We start from the raw sequence: 23,197 nt of genomic DNA, 5'->3' as shown, positions 1-23,197 counted from the left end.
ACGTCACTTCCTTAACGTGGCGTTCAACCTTTGTTCGAGCGAGGTGAGGATGTTTTGCGTCGTAGTATTCACCTCATCGTCATTAAGAGTGCGCGATGGATGCTGCCAGGTCAAGCCGACTGCAAGGCTTTTTCTATCAGGATCAATGCCTTTACCCTGATACACGTCAAATAGCCTGAGGTCTGTCAGCCATTCGCCTGCATTTTCACGGATTACGTCCATTACAGCACTGGCCGCAACGTCCGTGGCCGCAATCAGGGCCAGGTCACGACGCACTTCAGGAAAGCGCGATAACTCCTGGAATTCAGGCATTTTGCCCAACGCCACTTCGGCCAGAACCAGCTCGAAAACGAAGACCGGACGGTCGAGACCGAGGGTTTTCGACAATTCAGGGTGGATAGCGCCGACGAAACCGACCAAGCGACCTTCACGTTCGATGCGCGCGGTTTGACCCGGGTGCAACGCAGGGTGTTTGCCCGGCACAAAAGTGAATGAATCCAGTGCACCGGCGAAGCCCAGCACCGCTTCCACATCGGCTTTGACGTCGAAGAAGTCCACGACATCGCGACCTTGCGCCCAGCCTTCCGGCAGACGGCTACCGCAAACAACACCCGCCAGCATCGGCTCTTGCTTCAGGCCTTCCAGCTGACCGACAAAACGCAGGCCGCTTTCGAACAGACGGACGCGATCCTGTTGACGGTTGAGGTTGTGCTGAAGCGCTTTGACCAGTCCAGGCCACAAGGACGAGCGCATGGCCGCCATGTCATTCGAAATCGGGTTGGCCAGCAGCAACGGCTCGACACCTGGATTAAACAGCTCAAACTGTTTCGGATCGATGAAGCTGTAGGTGATCGCTTCCTGATAACCACGGGCGACCAGCAGACGACGCAACTCAGGCAGATCGCTCCGCGCCTCAGCCTTGGCCTGTGGCGCCAGACGAGCTTGCGGGTAGCGAACCGGCAGACGGTTGTAACCGTACAGACGAGCCAGTTCTTCGATCAGATCGACTTCCAGGCTAATGTCGAAGCGATGGCTTGGCACTTCTACGCGCCACTGCCCTGCCCCATCGGCAGAAATCTTCAGACCCAAACCGCTGAGCAGTCGCTCGACTTCGGCCGAATCCATTTCCATACCCAGCATCTGAGTGATGCGTTGCGCACGCAGAGTAACTGGCGCAATCGACGGCAGGTGCTGCTCGCTGACGGTTTCGATGATCGGGCCAGCTTCGCCGCCAGTGATTTCCAGCAGCAGGCCGGTGGCGCGCTCCATGGCTTCACGGGCCAACTGCCAGTCCACGCCACGCTCATAGCGGTGCGAGGCGTCGGTGTGCAGGCCATAGGAACGGGCCTTGCCAGCGACAGCAATCTGATCGAAAAACGCGCTTTCCAGGAACACATCGCGAGTGGTCGCGGTGTTGACGCCGCTGTGCTCGCCACCCATCACGCCGGCGATTGCCAAGGCGCGGGTGTGGTCGGCAATCACCAACGTATCGCTACGCAGGCTGACTTCCTGACCGTCGAGCAGCACCAGCTTCTCGCCTTCTTCAGCCATGCGCACGCGGATGCCGCCATTGATTTCGGCGAGATCGAAGGCATGCAGTGGTTGACCCAGTTCCAGCATCACGTAGTTGGTGATGTCGACGGCAGCATCGATGCTGCGCACGTCACCACGACGCAGACGCTCGACCATCCACAGCGGCGTTGGCCTGGACAGGTCAACGTTACGGATCACACGACCCAGGTAACGCGGGCAAGCGGCTGGCGCCAGCACTTCGATCGAACGCACTTCGTCGTGCACGGCTGGCACGACAGCAACCACCGGACGGGTGACTTCAGCAGCGTACAACGCGCCGACTTCACGGGCCAGACCGGCCAGGGACAGGCAGTCGCCGCGGTTCGGGGTCAGGTCGACCTCGATGCTGGCGTCGTCCAGGCTCAGGTATTCACGAATGTCCTGACCGACCGGCGCATCGACCGGCAATTCCATCAGGCCATCGTTGCCTTCGCCGACTTGCAGCTCGGCCTGGGAGCACAGCATGCCGTTGGACTCAACGCCACGCAGTTTGGCTTTCTTGATCTTGAAATCGCCTGGCAGTTCGGCACCGAGCATGGCGAACGGGATCTTCAGGCCCGGACGCACGTTAGGCGCACCGCAAACGACCTGGAAGGTCTCCGAGCCATTGCTGACCTGGCAAACACGCAACTTGTCAGCGTCCGGGTGCTGTTCGGTGCTCAGCACTTCGCCCACCACCACACCGGTGAATTCGCCAGCGGCCGGCGTAACGCTATCGACCTCAAGACCGGCCATCGACAGACGAGCAACCAGCTCGTCACGACTTACCTGCGGGCTTACCCAGCCACGCAGCCATTGTTCACTGAATTTCATCCTGCTCTCCTAAGAATTCGTTACGACTAGCGAAATTGCGCGAGGAACCGCAAGTCGTTGTCGAAGAACAGACGCAAGTCGTTCACGCCGTAACGCAGCATGGCCAGACGCTCAACACCCATACCGAAGGCAAAGCCCGAGAACTCTTCCGGGTCGATCCCGGACATGCGCAGCACATTCGGGTGAACCATGCCGCAGCCCATCACTTCCAGCCAGCCAGTCTGTTTGCAGACACGGCAGCCTTTACCGCTGCACATCACGCATTCCATGTCGACTTCGGCGGATGGCTCGGTGAACGGGAAATACGAAGGGCGGAAACGCACGGCCAGTTCTTTTTCGAAGAACACGCGCAGAAACTCTTCGATGGTCCCTTTCAGGTCGGCGAAGTTGATATCGCGGTCGACCAGCAGGCCTTCGACCTGGTGGAACATCGGGGAGTGGGTGATATCGGAGTCGCTACGGTACACACGGCCTGGGCAGACGATGCGTATCGGCGGCTTTTTCGATTCCATGGTGCGGACCTGTACCGGCGAGGTATGGGTGCGCAGCAACATGTTGGCATTGAAATAGAAGGTGTCATGCATCGACCGGGCCGGGTGATGGCCTGGGATGTTGAGCGCTTCGAAGTTGTGGTAGTCGTCTTCGACCTCAGGTCCCTCGGCAATGCCGTAGCCGATGTGAGTGAAGAACTGCTCGATACGTTCCAGAGTGCGAGTAACCGGATGCAGACCACCCGAGGTCTGGCCACGGCCAGGCAGGGTCACGTCAATGGACTCGGCGGACAGTTTGGCGGCCAGGTCGGCCTCTTCAAACAGTGCCTTGCGCGCATTGAGAACCTCTGTGACACGCTCCTTGGCAACGTTGATCAGGGCGCCGACTTGCGGACGCTCTTCTGCCGGCAAATTCCCCAGGGTCTTCATCACCTGAGTCAATTCGCCCTTTTTGCCAAGGTAGTGAACCCGGATTTGCTCCAGGGCATTGATATCTTCAGCGCTTTGCACAGCCTCTAGAGCTTGAGAGACGAGCGCATCCAGGTTTTCCATGTACAGACTCCAGATACAAAATAGGGGAAGAGCTTGAAGGCTCTTCCCCTATTTATGACGTTTAACACCTGGCCCCACAGAGGTGAGGCCGGGTGACTGTCGGGGGTACTTAAGCCAAGGTGGCTTTAGCTTTCTCGACAATCGCAGCAAACGCCGCTTTTTCGTTCACTGCCAGATCAGCCAGAACCTTACGGTCGATCTCGATGGACGCTTTTTTCAGGCCGGCGATGAAACGGCTGTAGGACAGACCGTTGATACGTGCACCAGCGTTGATACGAGCGATCCACAGAGCGCGGAACTGACGTTTTTTCTGACGACGGTCACGGTAGGCGTATTGGCCTGCCTTGATTACCGCTTGCTTGGCAACACGGAATACGCGCGAGCGAGCGCCGTAGTAGCCTTTAGCAAGTTTCAGAATTTTTTTGTGACGTTTACGGGCAATGACGCCACGCTTTACACGAGCCATGAGTTACTTCCTCTATTCTTGACTAAATTAACGAAGGCGCAGCATGCGCTCGACTTTTGCCACGTCACACGGTGCCAGCAAGCTGCTACCGCGCAGTTGACGCTTACGCTTGGTCGACATTTTAGTCAGGATGTGGCTCTTGAAAGCGTGCTTGTGCTTGATACCGTTAGCAGTTTTCAGAAACCGCTTAGCAGCACCACTTTTAGTTTTCATTTTTGGCATGTTCGGATACTCCGCATTCAGTTGATAAACATAATCAGAAGGCCTGCCGTGCCCTATTGATTACTTCTTCTTTTTCGGGGCGATGACCATGATCAGTTGGCGTCCTTCCATCTTAGGATGCTGTTCGACCGAACCGTACTCGAGCAAGTCACCTTCAACTCGCTTGAGGAGTTCCATCCCCAGCTCCTGGTGGGCCATCTCACGGCCGCGGAATCGCAAGGATACCTTGGCCCTGTCCCCATCACTCAGGAAACGTACCAGGTTGCGCAGTTTTACCTGGTAATCCCCTTCCTCCGTCCCTGGACGAAACTTGATTTCTTTAACCTGAATCTGCTTCTGGTTTTTCTTGGCCGCGGCAATCTGCTTCTTCTTTTCGAAGATCGATTTGCCGTAGTCCATCAGTTTGCAAACAGGGGGTACTGCATCGGCGGAAATTTCCACCAGATCCAGCTTGGCCTCTTCAGCCTTAAGAAGCGCGTCTTCAATTGACACAATCCCAAGCTGTTCACCTTCAGCCCCAATTAACCGAACCTCGCGTGCCGAGATATTCTCGTTGATCGGGGCCTTCGGTGCAGCTCGTTTATCTTGTCTCATTTCACGCTTAATAGTAATTACTCCGAATCTGGGCGACCACGCCGGGAAACCGCTTGAGCGAGGAACTCGGCGAACTGGGCGACGGGCATCGAGCCCAGGTCAGCACCTTCACGAGTACGCACAGCGACAGTCTGCATCTCGACTTCCCGATCTCCGATAACCAAGAGATAAGGAACCTTGAGCAAAGTATGCTCGCGGATTTTAAAGCCGATCTTTTCATTTCTCAAGTCAGACTTGGCACGAAATCCGCTTTCGTTGAGAGTTTTTTCAACCTCAGCAGCGAATTCAGCCTGTTTATCAGTGATATTCATGATCACTGCCTGGGTCGGAGCCAGCCACGCGGGGAATGCACCCTCGTAGTGCTCGATCAGGATTCCGACGAAACGTTCGAAGGAGCCAAGGATCGCCCGGTGCAACATCACCGGGTGCTTGCGACTGTTGTCTTCAGAGACGTATTCGGCTCCCAGACGGACAGGCAGGTTAAAATCGAGCTGAAGGGTACCACACTGCCAGACGCGGCCAAGGCAATCTTTCAGCGAGAACTCGATCTTCGGACCGTAGAACGCCCCCTCGCCCGGCTGCAGATCGTACGGCAGGCCAGCGCTATCAAGGGCTGCAGCCAGGGCCGCTTCGGCGCGATCCCACAACTCGTCGGAACCGACGCGTTTTTCCGGACGAGTGGACAGCTTCATCTCGACGTCTTTGAAGCCGAAGTCGGCATAAACGTCCATGGTCAGCTTGATGAACGCAGCGGACTCGGCCTGCATCTGCTCTTCAGTGCAGAAGATGTGGGCGTCGTCCTGAGTGAACGCACGCACGCGCATGATGCCGTGCAGTGCACCCGATGGCTCGTTACGGTGGCAAGCACCGAATTCGGCCAGGCGCATCGGCAACTCACGGTAGCTTTTCAGGCCTTGGTTGAACACTTGCACGTGGCAAGGGCAGTTCATCGGCTTGATGGCGTAGTCGCGGTTTTCCGACTGCGTGGTGAACATGTTGTCGGCGTAGTTGGCCCAGTGCCCGGATTTCTCCCACAGGCTGCGGTCAACGACCTGCGGAGTTTTGATCTCCAGGTAACCGTTGTCGCGCTGAACCTTGCGCATGTATTGCTCGAGCACCTGGTACAGAGTCCAGCCGTTCGGGTGCCAGAACACCATGCCCGGCGACTCTTCCTGGGTGTGGAACAGGCCCAGACGCTTGCCGATCTTGCGGTGATCGCGTTTCTCGGCTTCTTCGATGCGCTGGATGTAAGCCGCCAGCTGCTTCTTGTCTGCCCACGCCGTGCCGTAAACGCGCTGCAATTGCTCGTTCTTGGCATCGCCACGCCAGTAGGCGCCGGACAACTTGGTCAGTTTGAAGGATTTCAGGAAGCGCGTATTCGGCACGTGCGGACCGCGGCACATGTCGACGTATTCTTCGTGATAGTACAGACCCATGGCCTGTTCGTTCGGCATGTCCTCGACCAGACGCAGCTTGTAGTCTTCACCGCGGGCCTTGAACACTTCGATCACTTCGGCGCGCGGAGTGACTTTCTTGATCACGTCGTAATCTTTTTCGATCAGCTGCTGCATACGCTGTTCGATGGCGGCGAGGTCGTCCGGAGTGAAGGGACGCTCAAAGGCGATATCGTAATAGAAGCCTTCGTCGATGACCGGACCGATGACCATCTTGGCCGTCGGGTACAGCTGCTTGACCGCATGGCCAACCAGGTGGGCGCAAGAGTGGCGAATGATCTCCAGCCCCTCTTCATCCTTTGGCGTAATGATTTGCAGCGTAGCGTCGCTGCCGATGATGTCGCTGGCGTCGACCAGCTTGCCATCGACCTTGCCGGCCACGGTGGCTTTGGCCAGACCTGCACCAATGGATGCGGCGACCTCGGCTACGGATACCGGGTGATCGAATGAACGTTGACTGCCGTCGGGAAGAGTAATAGTTGGCATGGCGCCTCCTCTCCTAGTGGTGACCCCTACCAAAGGTCACGTGGGTTGGGATGAGCCAGTACAAGATCCGATCCAGGCCATTCAATGACGAACGCCTGCCTTACAGCGGCAGGAGCCTTGCGGCCAACCGGAAAACCGAACCAGAGTGACTGGGATTCAAATCAGGGTTATTCGCACATTTGCCGCTACCGGGACTGAAGGTCATCCGGAGCCTGCAAACGCCCGAGCCAGGCATGCTAGCACAGATGAACGGTCGTCGATGCACCGAGGCTTTGTCTTGGGGCAAATCGGGTAATTTTATGCCAGAGTGATGAACTAGCACCCCGCTTTACCCCTCAGATAACAAGACATTGACCCACAAGGAGCATCCCAGCATGCATCTGAAACGTTTATTCGCAGTAGTCGCCCCCATCGTTTTGCTGCTGCCACTGGCCGCCCATGCCGATTGGCCTAAGGGCGAACGCGAGAAATACATGGCTCAGTGCACAGAAGCGGCCACTCCGCAGATCGGTGCTGCAGCAGCGAAAGCTCACTGCGCTTGCGGCGCCGATGCAATCAAATCGTACCCTGCCAAAGACATCCAGTCCCTGATGGACAACACCGCCAATGACGCCCTGAAACAAAAAGCACTGACGCAAATCAGCGCGTGCAAAGCCGATAACAAGGCCAAAAAATAAGCCCGACAGAGCGCTTTTTGCGCCTGCAACGACAGTAAAAAGCCTCTGAAAACCGCTTTTTCGTACAATTTATTCAGGTTTTACAGGTTTTTTTATTGTCTTTACTTTTGGCTGAAAGCCTTTTAAAACGGGGCTTGCAGCCAAACAAAGCAGCAAACGGAACGCGACTGCAGGGCAAACAGCACGTCCGGGGGGCTCCCAAAGCGAACATTTCGACTATGATACCCCGGTGTGCCCAGTTGGCCTGAGCAGCACAGCACTACTGAAAATATATGTTTCTTGGAGATACACCATGTCTAATCGCCAAACCGGCACCGTTAAATGGTTCAACGATGAAAAAGGCTTCGGCTTCATCACTCCTCAAGGTGGCGGTGACGACCTGTTCGTACACTTCAAAGCTATCGAAAGCGACGGTTTCAAAAGCCTGAAAGAAGGCCAGACCGTTTCCTTCGTGGCTGAGAAAGGCCAAAAGGGTATGCAAGCTGCACAAGTCCGCGCTGAGTAATTTTCAGCCGCACTAAAAAAACCCCGTCCATGTGACGGGGTTTTTTATGGGCGAAACAAAAGCCTGAAGCGATCAGCCGCAGTTGACGCGGGTGACGACCCGATTGGCATCGGTATTCAGGTTCAGGCGATCGGAGCGGTACTCCAGGGTCACCATGTCGGTGGGCAAGAGGAACCGTGCATTCTGCGCGCCTGCGCGAGTACGCGCCTGCTCCAGCAGTTCAGGCGAAGCCTTTTTGCCAATGGTGAATTCGGCAGCCTTTGCCTCACAACGGCTATGACCCGTGTCAGTCGTCGTGACAGGATCTGTTGTCGACTCGGTGGAGGTAGTGCTGCAACCGGCCAGCATGGCAACGGCCAGCAAAGTACCCAATGACGCGAGCTTCCAAGGCATGAAGCCTCCTTTTTTCAATAGTTAAGCTGAGATCGTGCGACCGCCAATCTGGCGTTTGGTTTCACAGGGAGTACTAGCTCCCTGCCCTCTATTCGGACACGTGGCGAGTTTGCCTGAGCATCGCCCTGCCGTTTACCACTCAATCGTGACTGAATATGAACAGCGTTCAATAAACGTCAATGTAGTCGAATGGCGGATTCGGCCAGTTCTCTTTCAGCGCATTGAAAATCTGCATGACCCAGACCTCGTCACTGGCCGCGACCAATCCGACATAACCGGAACCCTTGGCCCACGTCTCCAGACGAAACAACAGCCCGCTGATATCAGTGCCGCCCACAACGCCTGACGAAATGTAGGCGATGCCGCCCTTGGTGACTCGCAATTGAGTGTGCTCATCGTCGCTGGCAGAGGCCAGCAGCTGACGCACCGCCTCAAGGGTCAAGCCGTCAGGAGTGTTCAAATCGATTTGCACAGCACAGTCCTTGAAAATTCGTCAAAGACCAAGTGTCGCATAGCCCTCCTCTCATGCCTAAGTCGGAGTGCCAAAAGCCGCGCAAAATGGTTAACTCGACACTCAGACTTTCCCGACTTCACGAGCGCCATCATGACCACCGTAAGTATCGACGCCGACATCAAAGCCAAGTGGCCACAGGGCCACAGCTCTTACAGCCCGGGCAGCCCGGAAGAGTTGGCAATCATTGGTATCGATCTATTGGTCAAGGAGCTGGGGACTGAATCGGCGCAATCCTTCATCGCGCAGGTATTCGAGAAATACCCGGCCGACTACAAGGGCGCTGAATATAACGAAAGGGAGTGAAACCCGCAGGCTGGCACCTGCGGGTGTGAAGCTTACTTCAGACGAGCCAGACGCTCGGTCAGCAGGTCAAAGAAGCCCTGGGCGTCGCCGCTTTCTACCCAGAAAGCGTTCTTCGGTGCTTTCAGACCGTCATACCAGTCGACGATGGTTTGGCCGAACGTCGGACCTTCGCGACTATCAACCACCACATTGACCGCACGACCGGTGAACAACTCAGGCTTGAGCAGATAGGCGATGACCGTCGCGTCATGCACCGGGCCACCCGGAATACCGTAGTGCTCCATGTCGCCTTTGACGTATTCATTGAGAATATCGCCCACCAGCTTGCTGGCATTGTTGTTGATCGCTGCGATCTGCTTCAGGCGCGCTTCACTGGTGAGGATCTTGTGGGTCACGTCCAGCGGCAGGTAGGTCAGCTTCACACCGCTTTTCAATACCACTTCCGCAGCCTGCGGGTCGGCGAACAGGTTGAACTCCGCCACCGGGGTGATGTTGCCGCCATTGAAGTGTGCCCCGCCCATGATCACCACCTCCTTGATACCCTGAACGATCTCAGGGTCCTGGATCAGCGCCAGTGCCAGGTTGGTCTGTGGGCCGAGCATGGCGATGGTGATGCTGTGAGGCTTGGCGGCTTTCAAGGTGTCGATCAGGTAGTTGACCGCACTGCCCTGGGCCAGGCCTTTCTTCGGCTCATGTACGGTGACGCCCGACAGGCCTTCCTTGCCATGGATGTTCTCGGCATAGATCGGCGTGCGCATCAGCGGCTTCGGAGCGCCCGCGTAGACCGGCACCTCCTCACGCCCTGCCCACTCGCGGGCCAGCCGCGCATTACGCGACGTCTTGTCCAGACGCACATTGCCGGCGACGGTGGTCAGCGCACGAATGTTCAGCTCTTGCGGCGACGCCAGAGCAAACAGCAAGGCAACCACGTCATCGGCACCAGGGTCGGTGTCGATGATCAAGTCGATCTTTTCCGCCGCCTGGGCGCTTGTTGCGGTAATCAGGGACAAAAGCAGCAGACTCCGGAGCAGATGGTGCAGTTTCTGAGCATAGCGTTGCATAGCGCACTCCTTGTGCGTGGGACAGCAAAAAGACAACAACGAGTTAGAACGTAACCCCTGCCAGCAGCACGATGTTGCAGTACGGCTGACATTCGCCTGTGCGAACAATCGCCCGCGCCTGTCGGCTGAGGACTTTGAATTGGTCATGACTGAGCAGCTCACGTCGACCCAGCGCACCTTCGGCATTCAGCTCATCAAGCGTCGCCAATGCCGAAGGTTTTTTGTCCATGATCTCCTGGGCCAATACATGGCTCTCGACCTGCATTTCGCTGAGCACAACCTTCAACGTGCTGACGAAATCCGGGATACCGTGGGTCAGTGCCAGGTCGATCAGTTCAACGCCGGGTGGCACTGGCAAACCTGCATCGCCGATTACCACGATGTCGCCATGGCCCAGGGATGCGATCAGCCGCGACAACGCAACGTTGAGCAAAGGTGTCTTTTTCATGGTGCTTTAAAGGCCTGTACGTCGGACAAGGTGGGAATCGAGGGTTGCGCGCCAGCGCGGGTCACCGACAGCGCCGCGGCGACCTGGCCGAAACGGATCGCTTCGGCTTCGCTTTTGCCGGCCGCCAGTGCGGCGGCAAAACCACCGACGAAGGTGTCGCCAGCCGCCGTGGTATCGACAGCCTTGACCTTTGGCGCAGGGAAATGCTCGAAGCCTTTGCCGTTGGCAAACAGCGAACCTTGAGCACCAAGGGTGATGATGACTTTGCCGGCACCCAAGGAAATCAACCGGGATGCAGCGGTTTCGGCAGAGGCCAGAGAATCCACTGGCAAACCACTCAGCGCCGAGGCCTCGCTTTCGTTGGGAATCAGGTAATCGATGGACGCATACCAGTCCGCCGGCAGTGGGCGGCTGGCCGGTGCCGGGTTGAGGATCACGGTCTTACCCAACTCACGGCCGCGCTTGAGCGCATGACCGACTGTGGCATCCGGCACTTCCAGCTGGCAGATGATCACGTCCGCAGCCTGTAAGACTGTATCAAAACGGTCAATCACCGCTGGCGTCAGCGCTCCGTTGGCACCGGCAACGATCACAATGGCGTTCTGGCTGTTGTCATCGACCACGATCAACGCAACGCCGCTGGAATCGTCGACGATGCTGACCGCCTGGCAATCGATCTGCTCAGCCAGCAGCGCCTCGCGCAGTTCTTCGCCATAGGCATCGCTGCCCACACAACCGACCATCGACACTTGCGCGCCCAGCCTCGCCGCGGCGACCGCCTGATTCGCGCCCTTGCCACCGGAAACCGTGGCAAACGACTCGCCGATCAGCGTTTCACCACCACGGGGCAGCCGTGGTGCCCGGGTGACCAGGTCCATGTTCAGACTGCCTATTACCACTACTTTTGCTGGCATACGTCACTACTCATCGATTCTGTTTCAGCGGTGCTTTTGATTCAGCGGTGTTCTATTTCAACGGAACTGGGCGAACACGCCGGCCAGCGGCGCAGTCGACTCCCGCAGGACAATACTGGGCGTCACGATCCGTTGATCGGTGGCCATATCCGGTGTGGCGATTCTTCTTAACAGCACTTCAGCCGCCATCTCGCCGAGTTGCAGGATCGACTGCCCCACGGTCGTCAGCGCCGGGTACACATAGCGGCTCATCTGAATATCGTCGAAGCCGATCACCGACAGCTCTGTCGGTACACGAATATTGCGCTCGGCCGCCGCTCGCAGCACACCGATGCCAATCATGTCGTTACCGGCGAATATCGCGCTCGGCGGGTTCTTTTCCAGCAGGATCGAGGCAGCGTTGTAGCCGCCGGTACTGGTGAAGTCGCTTTCCAGCATGCGCTCGCGGGACACTTCGACACCCGCCTCTTTCAGGGCACGGCAATAACCGGCCAGACGCATCTGCGCCACGCTGGTACTCGCCGGGCCGCCAATGGTGGCGATGTCCCGGTGCCCCAATTCCAGTAGGTGGCGGGTCGCCAGATAGGCGCCGTATTCGTGATCGATCCGCACGAGGTCGGCATTCACACCTTCCAGTCCCCGGTCTACGATCACCATCGGCGTACGCACGCCTGCCAGGCCCTCCGCCAACCCCGCGTCACCGCCAGCCGAAGCGACGATCAGCCCGTCGATGCGCTTTTCCAGCAGTACGCGCAGGTAACTGCGCTGCTTGTCCGGGTTGTCATCGGAGTTACAGAGAATCACGCAGTAGCCATTACGCTCGCAGTAATCCTCGATGCCGCGCGCCAGTTCGGCGAAGTACGGGTTGAGACTGTTAGGTACCAGCAAACCGATGGTCGCCGTGGTTTTGGCCTTGAGGGACCGGGCCACGGCGCTGGGCACGTAGTCGAGGGTTTTGATTGCTGCCTCAACCTTGACCCGCACCTCTTCGCTCACCGGCCGGGTCTTGTTCACTACGTGGGAAACCGTGGTGTAGGAAATCCCCGCGAGCGCTGCCACATCCTTGATTGTTGCCATGACTCAGGTCCGCCGGCTTGCGCGCTGACTGCGATAAGTATCAAGCACCACCGCCACCACAATCACCGCGCCGGTGATGATGCGTTTGGTGGGTTCAGTTGCGCCGATCTGCGCGAGACCGGCCGCCAATACGGAAATGATCAGAACCCCGAAGAACGTACTGATGACCGAACCGCGGCCCCCCATCAAGCTGGTGCCGCCAATCACGACCGCGGCGATCACTTGCAACTCCAGCCCGGAGCCGGCATTCGGATCCGCCGCTTCCAGACGGGAAATCTGGAACAGCGCAGCAATACCGGCCAGCAGCCCCATCAGACTGAATACCAGGATCTTGTAGGGCTTCGGATTGATCCCTGCCAGACGCACCGCCTCTTCGTTGGTGCCGATGCCGATCAGGTAACGACCAAACACGGTACGCGTCAGCACGGCCTGGGCGATGAAGATGATCAGCAAGGCAATGATGAACGACGGCGAGATGCCGAAGGCGATCGGGTTGGATAACCAGGCAAAGGCATCACCGATGTAGGCCGTGCGCGATCCGGTCATTTGATAGGCCACACCGCGGGCCATTTCCAGCACGCCGAGGGACACGATGAACGACGGAATCCTCCACGCCACGGTGATCGAACCGGTGATGGTGCCAGCCAGTGCGGCCGCCGCCATTCCAAGCAACGCCGCAGGCAACACGCTCCAGCCCCAACCGAGAATGGCCACGCTGACCATTGACGCCGCGAGCGCGAGCACCGAACCCACCGACAGGTCGATGCCGCCGATGATCAATACGAACGTCATGCCGACCGCCAGCACCATCAAGTCCGGAATCTGGTTGGCCAGGGTGCTGAAGGTGTCATAGGACAGGAAATGGCTGCTCAGAACCGAGAACAGCGCGACCATTGCCAGCAAGGCACCGGCCAGCCCCAAATAGGTACCGAGGCCGTAAAAGTTGCCACTGCGTTTGCTGGCAGTCACTGCAGTATTCATGCGAGATCCCTAGGCGCTGCTTCGTTGAGCAACGCATCACGTTTTTGGTAGCCGGCGAACGCGGCGGCAAGCAAATCATCCTGAGTCCAGCTGTCACGCTCAAAGGTGTCGATCAGACGTCCCGCCGAGAGCACGCCGATGCGGTCACAGATCAACATCAGTTCACGCAGGTCGCTGGACACCACCACCAGCGCTTTGCCTTGACGGGTCAGCTCGCCGAGCAAGGCATAAATGTCAAACTTGGCGCCGACGTCGATGCCACGCGTTGGCTCGTCGAACAGCATCACCGAGCAATCACGCTCAAGCCACCGGCCGATCACGACTTTCTGCTGGTTGCCGCCGGACAGTTCCGACACCAATTGCGTCGGGCTGGAGCTACGGATGTGCATGGCGTCGATCTGACGCTGGGCCAAGGCCACCTCGTCACCGTTGTTGACGATGCCTGCGCTGGAAATCACCGGCATATTGCCCAAGGCAATATTCGCGCTGATCGATTGGGTCAGCAGCAAGCCTTCACCCTTGCGGTCTTCAGTGATCAGGGCGATGCCATGACCGACTGCGTCAGCCGGTGAGCGGATACTGACGACCTGTGCTGGCGAACCGAGTGCAACCGTGCCGCTGTCCGCTGTATCAGCACCGAAGATCAAGCGCAGCAACTCGGTGCGCCCTGCCCCGATCAAACCGGAAATCCCGTAGATCTCGCCGGCACGTACCTCGAAGGACACGTCGCGAACCTTGTCGGAACGGGTCAGCCCTTTGACCGTCAAGGCTGGAGCGCCGATCTTGCGCGGGCCCATGTCGATGTGTTCGCCGAGTTCACGACCGACCATCAGCGTCACCAGTTGCTCGCTGTTGTAATTGGCCATCGGCTCGACGCAAACCAGGTTGCCATCGCGCAGTACCGCAATGCGCTGGGCGACCCGCGCCAGTTCTTCGAGACGGTGCGAGATATAGATGATCGACACGCCGCGAGCTTGCAGGCGAGTGATCTGCTCGAACAGCATCTCGACTTCACGATTCGTCAACATCGCGGTCGGTTCGTCGAGGATCAGCACGTGGCAATCGCCGATCAGGTTGCGGGCGATCTCCACCATTTGCTGGTGACCGATGCCCAATTCGCCCACCAGCGTGTCCGGGTCAATCGCGTCGAGGCCGACCTGGGCCATGGCTTCGATCGCAGCCTTGCGCAATTGCCTGCGACTGATCCAGCCGCCCTTGCTGGGCAGGTTGTCGAGAAACAGGTTTTCCGCCACCGACAGGGTCGGCAACAGATTGAGTTCTTGCATCACCATGCGAATGCCGAGCTCTTCGGCCTGGGTGCGGCTGGAGGGGCGGTAATCCTGCCCCTGGAATTGCATGTGGCCGGTGGTCGGTGTGACCAGCCCGCCGATGATCTTCGACAGCGTGCTTTTCCCCGCGCCGTTTTCGCCGGTCAGCGCCAGCACTTCACCGCGCATCAGCGTCAGGTCGATGCCGGTCAGGACCGGTTGGGCGTAGGTCTTACCGATACCGCTGACCGAGAGGACAGCGTTCGGGGCGGAAACTGACATAAAAACTCTCCATGCGCTCGCCCGGACGGGCGAGCACCATTGTGTCGCCAGAAGGACTACTTGGTGACCAGCTCTACCGGAGTTTCGATCACGCCATTGGCGCCGCTGTCGACTTTCTCACCCTTGATGATTTTCAGCGCAGTCTCGATGCCAAACACGGCTTGCCGGGCTGCAAACTGGTCAGCGGTGGCCAGAACGCGACCATCCTTGAGCATTGGCTTGATGGCGTTGATGTTGTCGTATCCGACCACTTGCACCTTGCCGGCTTTGCCCGCTGCACGCACCGCGGATACTGCGCCGACGGCCATGCTGTCGTTGCCAGCCAGCAGGGCTTTGACTTGCGGGTATTCGCTGAGGATCGAGGCAGCCACCTTGTTGCCTTTGTCGATTTCCCAGTCACCGGACTGCAAAGAGACGACCTTGATCTGCGCCGCTTCCATTGCATCCTTGAAGCCTGCGGTTCTTTGCTGTGCGTTGGTCGTGGTTGAAACACCTTCGATGATGCCGACTTCGTCACCGGCCTTCAGTTGCTTGGCCAGGTACTCACCCACCAGACGCGCGCCTTTGCGGTTATCCGGGCCTACGAACGGTACGGTGATGTTTTTGCTTTTGACCACAGCCGGGTCCAGCTGATTGTCGATGTTGATCACGGTAATACCGGCATCGATGGCTTTCTTGATCACTGGAACCATGGCCTTGGAGTCTGCCGGCGCGATGACTAGCGCATTGACCTTGGCCAGAATCATTTGCTCGACGATGCGCGTCTGGCCAGCCGTGTCGGTTTCGTCTTTGATGCCGTTGGAGATCAGCTCGAAATCGCCGGAGTGGTCTTTCTGATAAGCCTTGGCGCCGTCTTCCATGGTCAGGAAGAATTCATTGGCCAGGGATTTCATGACCAGCGCGACTTTGGGTTTTTCAGTCTCGGCGAACGCCGAAGAGACAGGTAACGCGACGGATGCGGCAGCCAGCATAGCGACAGCGAGAAGACGTCCAGCGAATGGCAGCTTCATGGGTTCACTCCGATCTTATGATTATTGTGAGCAACGCTTGCGCTGGCAGAGGCTTCATTGCGCTCACTGATGGATTACCACCGCGAGCACCGCGCAAACGTTTGCGTAGACCGAACTATGCGAACCCTGCCGACATTTGTCAACGACCAGAAAAACCGTTTTGAGAGGGAAACCGCAAATGCCGGCATTCATGTCATGCCGTCGTATTGACCACCGAACCGGTGCTGGAGCCTTTGGCCATTTCCTTGTAAAGGCTGTTGGCCGTTTCCAGTATGGCGGCAGTGGTATCGGCCATTTGCCCCTGAATCGCCATCACCACGGTGGCCTTGGCTTCAGGTGTTGGGTAAGACGCCGATTGGGCCGCCGCCAATTGTTGCTGTTGTTCACGCAACTGCTCTTGAAGCTCTTTCAGACGCTTGAGCAAAACCTTTTCCGCCACCGAGGCATTATCGGCGCCACCCGCTTCAGTCGACGCCTGCGCACTTTTATCCAGGCCCACAGCACCAGTTCTGACTTGCTTGCTGTCGCTTTCCTTCGTACCCAACGCTTGATTCGCGGCATCGGTCGTCTGATCGCTCAACGCTTGAATCGTAGCGGCGGACTTGCCGCCGATGGTGATGCCTGCGGCGTTTGGGATACCAATGGATAACGACATGTGAACTCCTGAGTAGAAAGATCCTTTCAAGGAACATCGACCGAAGCGCGGGTTTCTTTAGCAGTGATTCGCAATTCTGCAAGCGGATTTGGTCTACAGAGGTCGTAGTACTTTTCGGAGAGCCGAACAGAAATGCTCAACGCGTTCGGAAACCCGGACAACAGACTGTGTAACCATTCTGACCCATCAGATAAATACTGATACAAATCATCAAGTTAAAAGTTTTTCTCATTAAAAGTACGACTGGTACAGATCCTGCTCATCTCACTCACCCCAAGCGTTCAGATCCGCCTGGGGCGCATCTAGATGAACCTGCATCAGCACCGTCACTACTAGAGAGAAAAATAATGACATCTGCTTTCAAGACCTTCGTTCCGGGCGCTTTAGCCCTCTTGCTGCTCCTGCCAACTGCCCTTCAGGCAAAAGAAGTCGAAACCCAACAGAAACTGGCGAACGTTGTGGTCCTGGCCACCGGCGGCACCATTGCCGGCGCGGGCGCCAGCGCCGCTAACAGCGCTACCTATCAAGCGGCAAAAGTCGGCATTGAACAATTGATCGCCGGGGTTCCGGAACTCAGCCAACTGGCAAACGTTCGTGGCGAACAGGTCATGCAGATCGCGTCCGAAAGCATCACCAACGACAACCTGCTGCAACTGGGTCGTCGCGTGGCTGAACTGGCCGACAGCAAAGACGTCGACGGCATCGTTATCACCCACGGCACCGACACCCTGGAAGAAACTGCCTACTTCCTGAACCTGGTGGAAAAAACCGACAAGCCAATCATCGTTGTCGGCTCCATGCGCCCAGGCACCGCGATGTCGGCCGATGGCATGCTGAACCTGTACAACGCAGTGGCAGTGGCCAGCAGCAAAGAGGCACGTGGCAAAGGCGTACTGGTGACCATGAACGATGAAATCCAGTCGGGTCGCGACGTCAGCAAAATGATCAACATCAAGACCGAGGCGTTTAAAAGTGCCTGGGGTCCACTGGGCATGGTGGTCGAAGGTAAATCCTACTGGTTCCGTCTGCCGGCCAAGCGTCACACCATGGATTCGGAATTTGACATCAAAACCATCAAGAGCCTGCCTGACGTAGAAATCGCCTATTCCTACGGCAATGTCAGCGATACCGCCTACAAAGCGTTGGCTCAGTCTGGCGCCAAAGCCATCATTCACGCCGGTACCGGCAATGGCTCTGTCTCGTCCCGTGTAGTCCCATCGCTGCAAGCCCTGCGCAAGGACGGCGTGCAAATCATTCGCTCGTCCCACGTCAACGCCGGCGGTTTCGTGCTGCGTAACGCTGAACAGCCAGACGACAAGTACGACTGGGTTGTGGCGCATGACCTGAACCCGCAAAAGGCCCGCATCCTGGCCATGGTCGCACTGACCAAGACCAACGACAGCAAAGAGCTGCAACGGATGTTCTGGGAATACTGATTCGCCCTCGCCCGACCGACTCCGGTCGGGCACTGCTTTCACCACTCGCCAGCCCAGGCGAGTGGCTCACAACCCCTTTCGATACTTCGATAAAAAACTTCCCTTCGTCCTACACCAAACGGAAAAATTTGCTGTCAGAGGATTTTCTTGAATTTTAAGCAGTTGCGAAAATGCTTACAGTTAAATACTGTATGCACGTACAGCTTAATAAGGATAATTCCGTGGCCAACACCTCTGCCTCTCCTGACTCCTATGCACGCATGGGTATGCGCGTTCAAAAAATCATCAATTCGCCCACCGCCCAAAAATCCAAAGCAGCCTTGATCTTCCGCCTACCGGACGAACCCGTGGATGAGTGGGAACAATTACTCGAAGAAATCGACGAGAACGACAACGTCACCCTCGCCTATCGCGACGATGGCGGCGTACAGATTTTTTGGGTTGTGCCGAAGGAAGATTGAGTCAATGAGTGTCCGCTGGTTTGCTTTGCTGTTTTTGTTCATCGCCCTCGGCGCCCAGGCTGGCGCCCCACGCACTTTCAACGAAGCGAAGAAAGTTGCCTGGAAGCTCTACGCACCGCAATCCACAGAGTTCTATTGTGGGTGCAAATACACCGGCAACAAGGTCAACCTCGCAGCCTGCGGTTATGTACCGCGCAAAAACGCCAAGCGCGCCTCCCGCATCGAGTGGGAGCACATTGTTCCGGCCTGGCAGATCGGCCATCAGCGTCAGTGCTGGCAAGAAGGTGGGCGCAAGAACTGCACGCGTTACGATCCGACCTACCAGAAGGCCGAAGCCGACCTGCACAACCTGGTGCCGAGCATTGGTGAAGTGAATGGCGATCGCAGCAACTTCAGTTTCGGCTGGTTGCCGGTGCAGTCGGGCCAATATGGCTCATGCCTGACCCAGGTCGACTTCAAGGCAAAGAAGGTCATGCCTCGCCCGTCCATTCGCGGCATGATCGCCCGAACGTATTTCTACATGAGCAAGCAGTACGGTCTGCGCCTGTCGAAACAGGATCGGCAGCTCTACGATGCCTGGAACAAAACCTATCCGGTAGAGACCTGGGAACGTCAGCGCAACCAAAGCGTGGCGTGCGTCATGGGACGCGGCAACGAATTTGTCGGCCCGGTCGACATGAAAGCCTGCGGTTAAGCGCTCGCTGAAAACACAAAGGCCTCGGGTTTAACACCCGAGGCCTTTTTTCGTTTCTACCCGCCCACTTTGTTGTAACGCCAGTAGCCCATCAGGTTGAGTGACTGCTTGGCAATCCCGCATTCCTTGATTAAGTATTTGCGCAGACTCAGAGTGATGGGACTGCGTCGAATATTTTGTAAGGGGTGGCGGAGGCCATGGGGCGGAACGCCTACTGGGAATCAACAGTGACTACGTCTAGAAACGAGTCAATGTGGATCCCCTTTAAGGCATTCCGTCGAAAGCACCCTGAAAAGACCGTTACTGGGTCACTGGATGTTCGACAACCAGCAATTCGATGTTCTGTTTCTTCGCCCGGGTGAGCGACGCGCGCACTTCTGTCTGTTTGGCCTCGGCCTCGGCTTTCGAACTGAATGGCCCGAGCAGGATCCGGGTCTTTCCATTTTCCTTGACGATATTGGAAACGAAACTGTGCTCAATCAGCCAGCCGCTCAAATCGCTGACCGCCTGAGGTGTTTCGCCTCGAACTTCGAGATCCCATTGTGGTGCGGATACCACCGAGGCTGTAGTCGCAGCTGCCGGTTGCGGCTTTTGCGCCTCAACACTCTTGCCCTCACCGCATCCCGCCAGCGCCAGTACCGCGAATACCAAGACCATTTTGCGCACAACGCTTCCCTCAGAATGCTTAAAGCGGCGATTTTAGCATCCATGAATACTTCCCGAGTGCCGCAAAATGGGCTCAAAACAACGAGAATGATGGTTGCGGCCTCTGTATAGTTACGCCTTGGGAATTAATGCAGCATCTGCGCGTCAGAAAGAGGCACCCAAACCGTGAGACTTCGCACTAATCTATACATACCACCGACCTCTGCACTGTCCGAATCAGGTGCCCTACAAAGCAATCAAGGAGAAGACCATGCTGATACTCACCCGCAAAGTCGGTGAAAGCATAAATATTGGTGATGACATTACGATCACCATTCTGGGCGTTAGCGGCCAGCAAGTCAGAATTGGCATCAATGCCCCGAAAGACGTTGCGGTTCATCGCGAAGAAATCTATCAGCGCATTCAGGCTGGCCTCACCGCTCCAGACAAACCGCAGACTCCCTGAATTCTGTTGCAGTCAGTAGCCAGCTCGTTCGTTACAGCGCAATGGCTGGCTAAAGATTCATGCTCGGCATTTTGCTGAGCACTCGCTTCCTCCCCCATTACGTGAAGCCGATGCTACTGGCTTCGGCCACGCCGTGGCTGTCAGATCATTCGCTTTAACCCCGACGAATCACGCCGTTATTAGCCGAAGGTCACACCGCGCGCCATGCCGGTGGCCGCAATCACCATCAACATCAACAACAGCGCTTCGATATGACTGATGCGTGCAAACAGCCTGGCTCGGCCCTGGTCAATCGAAGCGCCCCTGCCCAAGGCGATCCGCCACTTGATCAAGGTGATCATGGGTGCCACTTCAAGCAGCAGAATGATCACGAACAGCGTCATCTTCAGATGGAACAACGGCTGATGAAGGTAATAGTCGGTACCTTTTTCGTACCCACCGAAGGCCCGCATCAAACCCGTGACCAGCAAAATACCCGCACAGATGCCCCATACGTTATCGGCAACCAGCACGCTGCGAACCTGCGCCGTACCGACAGCCAGGCGGCTTAACGCCGTCCCTCGGGTGAGCACCGCCCAGAGGCCCAAGGCAACAGCCAAGAGGTGGATCGCCGCAAGAAACCAGTGAAACAGCATAGGGATGCTCCTGACAGGGGTAAGGAAATGGGCTTGTCAGTAGTAGTCCAAAACCTGCAAATCTGCCTGCCAGGCACGTCGATTGTGGTAAAGATCATGCAATTGCATCGCGGGCGGTATGACGTCACCAGTGAGGACGGGGTGAAGTGTTTTGAGTTGTTCTTTTCGGCGCGGGTGCTGAAAGGATGATTTTGCTAATTGGCCGATTTGAGTAACAGACCGCTACATGACTGGCGAAGAGCCAGCTATCTCCCTATCATGCCGCCCACTGGCCCTTGCGTAAGGCGTCAGAGGATAAACATTCAAAAGGGAATAGACGTGAAAGAGTTCGTAATTGGCGTAAACAACGTAGTTCTGTACGTCGCACTGGCCGTTATCTGGATCGCCGCAGTGGTCATGATCTTCGTTCAGGGCTTCTGGTCCGGAGCAGGCGTTTTCATTACCGGCACCCTGACGTGGTGCATCATCTCCGGCTTCTGGTTTGTACAGTCGGCGACTTATGAAGAACTGAAGAAGTTGAACGCCAGGTAAGATTGGTTTTAGTTGGTTGGACCTACCACGCAGGTCCGACGCTGTTGAGATGAACCACGCCAGTCGTGATTCATGCTCTTCAAGCAACATTTGTAACGAGGGGGCAATCTCCTCGTTACAGTACCTGGCGACCACCCAGGCTTGTGGTTATCCAGAACGCGATTGACCGGCCGGTGCCAACGATTCGCAGGCAAGGACGGAACCCATGAATCGATCAACTCTCTATGCCGCACATTCGCACGTTGGTCTCTTCAATGAACCGTGATACACGAATCATTGAAATCGAAGCACCGCACTGTCTGCTTCAGGTTGCGCCTGAAGAGGCGGTCGGACAGCAAGCGCTCCATCCATGCCGAGATCCAGATATGAAGAGCCCAGCGCGATGGCTGGGCTCTGGTTATTTTCTGTTATCCATCATCTTGTCGGCGAGAGCTTTGGCCCTTTCAATCAACAGGTTCTGCCTGTCTTCATGAGTAGCCCCTCCTACGACCGGTGCCGTCAAATTGCTTTCCGCAATTAACGCAGCGCAGAAGTATTGATCCCAAACAGCTCTGTCCACAGATACCTGCTTGTTCACTTGGTCGGCGATCATATGCGGCTCCTTTTGATGAGGTAGCACCGCTATCTTACGCCTGAATCACTGGCAAGCCGTGCCGCTGAAGCTAATCGGCAAACCGGGTGATCATTGACCGGCTCGAGGAGAGCCTGTCACCGCCGTTTCTCGCCAGCCGATGGCCAGCGCATTCAGTCGTCTCTATCGTCGTCATCACGATCGCGGCGGTGTTTGCGTTCATACCCCTGATCATCGTCACGACGATCATATCTGCGGTCATACTCGCGATCATCGTCATAGCCGCGGTCGTATCCACGACGGTAATCATGGCCTCGATCACGATCTCGACCGTACCTTTCTCCGTCGTCCCAGTGAGGCCCGCAGCCTCCCAGCAGCAGAGAACCCGAAATGGCCATGAACATTATTACTGCACGCTTCATTTGAACGTCCTGAATGCAAAGGTCAGCGATATGACCGTGAGGCCGCTCAATGATTCATTGGTCAGATACATCGAAGTCCAGAACGCCAAAGCGCAAAAAATGGTGGACATAGGCGAGGAGATGCCAGGGCCGATGACCTCGGCTAGCGCTGCCAAGCTGAGGGGGAAGCTTGACGCGGAGTGCAAGCCGCTAATGAAGACTGCGGAGCGCGAAACTTATGAAGGTCCAACTAGTTGTGAGGCGTGATGCCTTGGCGGTATCAATATAGGCATCCGTCATCGAGTTAGGCCCAGAGTCGGGCTTTTGGTATCTGCCCTGTCACGCCTTCGTCACACCCACCCTGCACAATGCAGCCAGCCAAAAGGATTTGGCCCCATCTACAGAGAGCCCGGCCAAATGCCGGGTTTTTTTCGTTCCTTCGACATGCTTTTCACGAAGCACTCACAGAACGCAGCGCAGATTGAGCAGACAAAAGGATTTGACCCCATACAGAGAGCCCGCCATGCGCGGGCTTTTTGTTGTCAGCCATTCCAGCTGCAAAGCTCCCCACCCCCTCGAATGGTTTACATGAAGGTAAAAGCCGAATTGGCGTTCCGAG

General features: G+C 56.8%; 29 protein-coding genes and 1 pseudogene. 9 read left to right on the top strand and 21 right to left on the bottom strand.

Translation table 11 applies throughout. The features are described 5' to 3' along the window. Positions 1-3: 3 nt before the first annotated feature. The 6 genes from pheT to thrS all read right to left on the bottom strand — a co-directional run bounded on the left by pheT (position 4) and on the right by thrS (position 6,650). A complete protein-coding gene (gene pheT, locus ABH912_RS31385; protein WP_429512710.1) occupies positions 4-2,385 on the bottom strand; it encodes a phenylalanine--tRNA ligase subunit beta in 2,382 nt (793 codons plus the stop codon). A 26-nt stretch (positions 2,386-2,411) separates the two neighbouring features. Continuing rightward, positions 2,412-3,428, bottom strand: a complete 1,017-nt coding sequence (gene pheS, locus ABH912_RS31380; protein ID WP_054596661.1) for a phenylalanine--tRNA ligase subunit alpha — start codon at positions 3,426-3,428, stop codon at positions 2,412-2,414. 109 nt (positions 3,429-3,537) lie between these two features. Beyond that, entirely contained in the window at positions 3,538-3,894 is a 357-nt protein-coding gene (gene rplT, locus ABH912_RS31375; RefSeq protein ID WP_007905879.1) for a 50S ribosomal protein L20, read from the bottom strand. Between the two features lie 27 nt (positions 3,895-3,921). Further along, a complete protein-coding gene (gene rpmI, locus ABH912_RS31370; RefSeq protein ID WP_008145659.1) occupies positions 3,922-4,116 on the bottom strand; it encodes a 50S ribosomal protein L35 in 195 nt (64 codons plus the stop codon). A 60-nt stretch (positions 4,117-4,176) separates the two neighbouring features. Further along, on the bottom strand, positions 4,177-4,728 hold the full coding sequence (infC, locus tag ABH912_RS31365; protein ID WP_169857083.1) for a translation initiation factor IF-3: 552 nt from the start codon (positions 4,726-4,728) through the stop codon (positions 4,177-4,179). Next, on the bottom strand, positions 4,728-6,650 hold the full coding sequence (gene thrS / locus ABH912_RS31360; protein ID WP_033061803.1) for a threonine--tRNA ligase: 1,923 nt from the start codon (positions 6,648-6,650) through the stop codon (positions 4,728-4,730). The genes infC and thrS overlap by 1 nt, the downstream gene beginning before the upstream one ends. Positions 6,651-7,024: 374 nt before the next feature. On the opposite strand from thrS, the gene ABH912_RS31355 reads away from it, so the two are divergent. Both ABH912_RS31355 and ABH912_RS31350 read left to right on the top strand, forming a co-directional pair. Then, positions 7,025-7,327 carry a hypothetical protein gene (locus ABH912_RS31355; protein WP_129443097.1) on the top strand — a complete coding sequence of 101 codons (303 nt, stop codon included), beginning with the start codon at positions 7,025-7,027 and terminating at the stop codon, positions 7,325-7,327. 292 nt (positions 7,328-7,619) lie between these two features. Beyond that, positions 7,620-7,832 (top strand): cold-shock protein, encoded by a 213-nt coding sequence (locus ABH912_RS31350; protein WP_007905882.1) that lies wholly within the window; start codon positions 7,620-7,622, stop codon positions 7,830-7,832. 72 nt (positions 7,833-7,904) lie between these two features. On the opposite strand, the gene ABH912_RS31345 is transcribed toward ABH912_RS31350, so the two are convergent. Both ABH912_RS31345 and ABH912_RS31340 read right to left on the bottom strand, forming a co-directional pair. Beyond that, positions 7,905-8,225 carry an I78 family peptidase inhibitor gene (locus tag ABH912_RS31345; protein ID WP_033061805.1) on the bottom strand — a complete coding sequence of 107 codons (321 nt, stop codon included), beginning with the start codon at positions 8,223-8,225 and terminating at the stop codon, positions 7,905-7,907. A 166-nt stretch (positions 8,226-8,391) separates the two neighbouring features. Continuing rightward, entirely contained in the window at positions 8,392-8,697 is a 306-nt protein-coding gene (locus ABH912_RS31340) for a hypothetical protein (RefSeq protein ID WP_008145652.1), read from the bottom strand. A 132-nt stretch (positions 8,698-8,829) separates the two neighbouring features. Here ABH912_RS31340 and ABH912_RS31335 point away from each other — a divergent pair, with 132 nt between their 5' ends. Continuing rightward, complete coding sequence (locus ABH912_RS31335) at positions 8,830-9,042, top strand: hypothetical protein (protein WP_429512706.1); 213 nt, start codon at positions 8,830-8,832, stop codon at positions 9,040-9,042. 32 nt (positions 9,043-9,074) lie between these two features. On the opposite strand, the gene ABH912_RS31330 is transcribed toward ABH912_RS31335, so the two are convergent. The 8 genes from ABH912_RS31330 to ABH912_RS31295 form a co-directional block, all read right to left on the bottom strand. Then, positions 9,075-10,103, bottom strand: coding sequence for a nucleoside hydrolase (locus tag ABH912_RS31330; RefSeq protein ID WP_429512705.1), 1,029 nt, complete (start codon positions 10,101-10,103; stop codon positions 9,075-9,077). Between the two features lie 43 nt (positions 10,104-10,146). Then, the gene (rbsD, locus tag ABH912_RS31325; protein ID WP_429512703.1) at positions 10,147-10,551 is read right to left on the bottom strand and encodes a D-ribose pyranase; all 405 of its coding nucleotides are present in this window, start codon (positions 10,549-10,551) and stop codon (positions 10,147-10,149) included. Then, positions 10,548-11,465, bottom strand: coding sequence for a ribokinase (gene rbsK, locus ABH912_RS31320; RefSeq protein WP_429512701.1), 918 nt, complete (start codon positions 11,463-11,465; stop codon positions 10,548-10,550). Before rbsK ends, rbsD begins: the two co-directional genes overlap by 4 nt. A gap of 57 nt (positions 11,466-11,522) precedes the next feature. After that, positions 11,523-12,542, bottom strand: a complete 1,020-nt coding sequence (locus ABH912_RS31315) for a LacI family DNA-binding transcriptional regulator (RefSeq protein ID WP_033061810.1) — start codon at positions 12,540-12,542, stop codon at positions 11,523-11,525. Positions 12,543-12,545: 3 nt separating this feature from the next. After that, the gene (locus ABH912_RS31310; RefSeq protein ID WP_429512700.1) at positions 12,546-13,523 is read right to left on the bottom strand and encodes an ABC transporter permease; all 978 of its coding nucleotides are present in this window, start codon (positions 13,521-13,523) and stop codon (positions 12,546-12,548) included. Further along, positions 13,520-15,073, bottom strand: a complete 1,554-nt coding sequence (locus ABH912_RS31305) for a sugar ABC transporter ATP-binding protein (RefSeq protein WP_429512698.1) — start codon at positions 15,071-15,073, stop codon at positions 13,520-13,522. The genes ABH912_RS31310 and ABH912_RS31305 overlap by 4 nt, the downstream gene beginning before the upstream one ends. 56 nt (positions 15,074-15,129) lie before the next feature. Beyond that, complete coding sequence (locus tag ABH912_RS31300) at positions 15,130-16,083, bottom strand: sugar ABC transporter substrate-binding protein (RefSeq protein WP_033061812.1); 954 nt, start codon at positions 16,081-16,083, stop codon at positions 15,130-15,132. Positions 16,084-16,276: 193 nt separating this feature from the next. Continuing rightward, positions 16,277-16,738, bottom strand: coding sequence for a hypothetical protein (locus ABH912_RS31295; protein ID WP_033061814.1), 462 nt, complete (start codon positions 16,736-16,738; stop codon positions 16,277-16,279). Between the two features lie 347 nt (positions 16,739-17,085). On the opposite strand from ABH912_RS31295, the gene ABH912_RS31290 reads away from it, so the two are divergent. From ABH912_RS31290 to ABH912_RS31280, 3 genes are all read left to right on the top strand, one after another. Further along, positions 17,086-18,174, top strand: a complete 1,089-nt coding sequence (locus ABH912_RS31290; RefSeq protein ID WP_033061815.1) for an asparaginase — start codon at positions 17,086-17,088, stop codon at positions 18,172-18,174. Positions 18,175-18,344: 170 nt separating this feature from the next. Continuing rightward, positions 18,345-18,635: a DUF1654 domain-containing protein gene (locus tag ABH912_RS31285; protein ID WP_033061816.1), complete on the top strand. Its 291-nt coding sequence runs from the start codon at positions 18,345-18,347 to the stop codon at positions 18,633-18,635. Between the two features lie 4 nt (positions 18,636-18,639). Further along, complete coding sequence (locus tag ABH912_RS31280; RefSeq protein WP_429512696.1) at positions 18,640-19,329, top strand: endonuclease; 690 nt, start codon at positions 18,640-18,642, stop codon at positions 19,327-19,329. Between the two features lie 56 nt (positions 19,330-19,385). Here ABH912_RS31280 and ABH912_RS31275 read toward each other — a convergent pair. Together ABH912_RS31275 and ABH912_RS31270 are read right to left on the bottom strand one after the other, a co-directional pair. Further along, a pseudogene (locus ABH912_RS31275) lies at positions 19,386-19,481 on the bottom strand (siderophore-interacting protein); the annotation flags it as partial. Between the two features lie 148 nt (positions 19,482-19,629). Further along, complete coding sequence (locus ABH912_RS31270) at positions 19,630-19,995, bottom strand: SPOR domain-containing protein (RefSeq protein WP_429512694.1); 366 nt, start codon at positions 19,993-19,995, stop codon at positions 19,630-19,632. Positions 19,996-20,245: 250 nt separating this feature from the next. On the opposite strand from ABH912_RS31270, the gene csrA reads away from it, so the two are divergent. Further along, positions 20,246-20,440 (top strand): carbon storage regulator CsrA, encoded by a 195-nt coding sequence (gene csrA / locus ABH912_RS31265; protein ID WP_007938114.1) that lies wholly within the window; start codon positions 20,246-20,248, stop codon positions 20,438-20,440. 179 nt (positions 20,441-20,619) lie between these two features. Here csrA and ABH912_RS31260 read toward each other — a convergent pair whose 3' ends face one another. Further along, the gene (locus ABH912_RS31260; RefSeq protein WP_033061821.1) at positions 20,620-21,075 is read right to left on the bottom strand and encodes a DUF2214 family protein; all 456 of its coding nucleotides are present in this window, start codon (positions 21,073-21,075) and stop codon (positions 20,620-20,622) included. A gap of 33 nt (positions 21,076-21,108) precedes the next feature. Here ABH912_RS31260 and ABH912_RS31255 point away from each other — a divergent pair, with 33 nt between their 5' ends. Beyond that, positions 21,109-21,264, top strand: a complete 156-nt coding sequence (locus ABH912_RS31255) for a hypothetical protein (RefSeq protein ID WP_429513200.1) — start codon at positions 21,109-21,111, stop codon at positions 21,262-21,264. 129 nt (positions 21,265-21,393) lie between these two features. Then, a complete protein-coding gene (locus ABH912_RS31250) occupies positions 21,394-21,606 on the top strand; it encodes a hypothetical protein (protein WP_033061943.1) in 213 nt (70 codons plus the stop codon). Between the two features lie 397 nt (positions 21,607-22,003). Here the strand turns inward: ABH912_RS31250 and ABH912_RS31245 are convergent, their stop codons facing one another. Together ABH912_RS31245 and ABH912_RS31240 are read right to left on the bottom strand one after the other, a co-directional pair. Next, positions 22,004-22,198: a hypothetical protein gene (locus ABH912_RS31245; RefSeq protein ID WP_033061822.1), complete on the bottom strand. Its 195-nt coding sequence runs from the start codon at positions 22,196-22,198 to the stop codon at positions 22,004-22,006. Between the two features lie 152 nt (positions 22,199-22,350). After that, a complete protein-coding gene (locus ABH912_RS31240) occupies positions 22,351-22,599 on the bottom strand; it encodes a hypothetical protein (protein ID WP_082459288.1) in 249 nt (82 codons plus the stop codon). Positions 22,600-23,197: the final 598 nt, after the last annotated feature.

The organism is Pseudomonas sp. BT76 TE3572 (genome assembly GCF_050435365.1).
In the GTDB taxonomy this organism is placed as follows: domain Bacteria; phylum Pseudomonadota; class Gammaproteobacteria; order Pseudomonadales; family Pseudomonadaceae; genus Aquipseudomonas; species Aquipseudomonas fluorescens_W.
Note: the sequence above shows the minus strand (reverse complement) of the source record. Positions and strands in the feature narration are given on the sequence as shown.